At 72.2% G+C, this 1985-nt stretch carries 2 protein-coding genes; one reads left to right on the top strand and one right to left on the bottom strand.

The window, feature by feature from the left end:
* Nucleotides 1–1390: MFS transporter (locus GT042_RS25700; protein ID WP_237531166.1), on the bottom strand; the 1390-nt coding region annotated here is incomplete at its 3' end.
* Nucleotides 1391–1553: 163 nt separating this feature from the next.
* Here GT042_RS25700 and GT042_RS25695 point away from each other — a divergent pair.
* Nucleotides 1554–1955 (top strand): helix-turn-helix domain-containing protein, encoded by a 402-nt coding sequence (locus GT042_RS25695; RefSeq protein WP_161311108.1) that lies wholly within the window; start codon nucleotides 1554–1556, stop codon nucleotides 1953–1955.
* Nucleotides 1956–1985: the final 30 nt, after the last annotated feature.

Raw genomic sequence — 1985 nt, 5'->3', positions numbered from 1 at the left:
CCGTGGCGTCCGGCGCCGCCTCCTTCGCCGCCTCCTTCGCCGTCTCCCCGGACGGCCCCCGCCGCAGCAGCGCGACCGCCACCACGAGCGCCGCCGTCGCCACCCCCGCCGCCGAGAGGAACGCGAGCCGGTAGCCACCGCCCGTCGCCGAGGCCGTGTCCTCACCGGCCGCGAGGAGGTTCCGCGTACGGTCCGAGGCGAGGGCCGAGTGGACGGCGAGCCCCAGCGCTCCGCCCACCACCTGCGTCGTGCTGAACAGCCCCGACGCCAGCCCGCCGTCCTCCGGGCGTACGTCCGCCATGGCCAGGCCCGTCAGGGCGGGCATCGCCAGCCCGAAGCCGACCCCGAGCAGGACCATGACCGGCAGGACGTCGGTCGCGTACGAACCGTCCGTGGGCGCCCGCCCGAACAACGCCAGCCCGCCCACGATCAGGACGAGCCCGCCGAGCAGCAACGGCCTCGGTCCGAAACGGGCGTTGAGCCGCGCCGAGAACCCGAGCATCATCACCCCGATGACCACCGGCGCGGGCAGGAAGGCCACCCCGGTGGCCAGTTCCCCGAAGTCCAGGACCCGCTGGAGGTAGAGCGCGCCGAGGTACTGGAAGGTGAACATCCCCGCGACCATGAGGATTTGGACCAGATTGGCGCCGGTGACGGTACGGGACCGCAGCAGCCCCAGCCGCAGCAGCGGATCGGCGGCGTACCCCTGCCGCACGGCGAAGGCCGCGAGCAGCAGCACGGACAGCGCGCCGAGGCCGAGCGTACGGACCGAACCCCACCCGTGGTCGGCGGTCTGCACGAGCGTGTACACACCGAGCATCAGCGCGCCCGTGACCAGGACGGCGCCCAGGTAGTCCGCGCCTTCGCGCAGTCCCTGTCCGGGGTCGTCCGCCAGGACCCGCCGGGCGGCGATCAGCGCGGCGGCGCCGATCGGCAGGTTGATGAGGAAGATCGCGTGCCAGCTGAGGGTCGCGGTGAGGGCGCCCCCGAGGAAGGTGCCGATGGCGCCGCCCGCGGCGGCCGACGCGCTGAACACGGCGATGGCACGGGCCCGTTCGCGTCCCTCGGGGAAGAGTGCCACCAGCATGCCCAGCACCACCGCCGAGGTCATCGCCCCGCCGACGCCCTGGAGGAAGCGCGTGGCAACCAGCGTTCCGGCGCCGGGGGAGAGCCCGCAGAGCACGGAGGCCACGGTGAACACGGCCAGCCCGGAGACGAACATCCGCCGGCGGCCGAGGAGGTCACCCAGCCGGCCGGCGAGCAGCAACAGGCCCGCGAAGGCGATGAGATACGCGTTGACCACCCACGCCAGCCCGGCCGGCGAGAAGCCGAGATCGGACTGGATCGCGGGCATCGCGACGGTCACGATGCTGCCGTCCAGCACGGTCATGAGGCTCCCCGCGCACAGCACGGCGAGTGCCGTCCGGCGGGAAGAATGAGAGGGTGGAACGGTCTGCTCGTCCCTGTCCATGGGTCTTGACCTCCAAAGGCGCACGATCTGTAACGGAGGTCATCGTGGGTGACTGTGAAGCTCGGCAGAAGGAGGCACTTCGATGTCCCAGGGGAACACGCGTGTAACCACCCAGGTCGTGCACGCGCAGGCCTGCCCGGTCCGGGAAGTCCTTGACAGGGTCGCGGGAAAATGGAGCGTGCTGATCATCGTGGCGGCGGCCCACGGGCCCATCCGCTTCACGGAGTTGGAGCGCTCGATCGAGGGCATCAGCCGCCGCATGCTCACGCTGACGCTGCGGAACCTGGAGCGCGACGGACTGCTGACCCGTACGGTGCACGCGACGGTCCCGCCCAAGGTGGAGTACGAACTGACCCCGGTCGCCCGTGAGTTGCACGCGAGCCTGCTGGGGCTGACGGACTGGGCCGAGCGTCACCGGGTGACGATCGCGGAGTCCCGGGCGGCGTACGACGACGCGCACGGACGCGGACTCGACGCGGTCTGACCGGCGCCGGGCGCCGATGGACCGGCGCCC

It is taken from the genome of Streptomyces sp. SID3212 (genome assembly GCF_009865405.1).
GTDB lineage: Bacteria > Actinomycetota > Actinomycetes > Streptomycetales > Streptomycetaceae > Streptomyces.
This window is presented reverse-complemented; position numbering and strand designations above follow the sequence as displayed.

Bases quoted from the DNA above. Each gene is read 5' to 3' on its own strand.
- GT042_RS25695 (WP_161311108.1), top strand. From the start codon at position 1,554: ATGTCCCAGGGGAACACGCGTGTAACCACCCAGGTCGTGCACGCGCAG.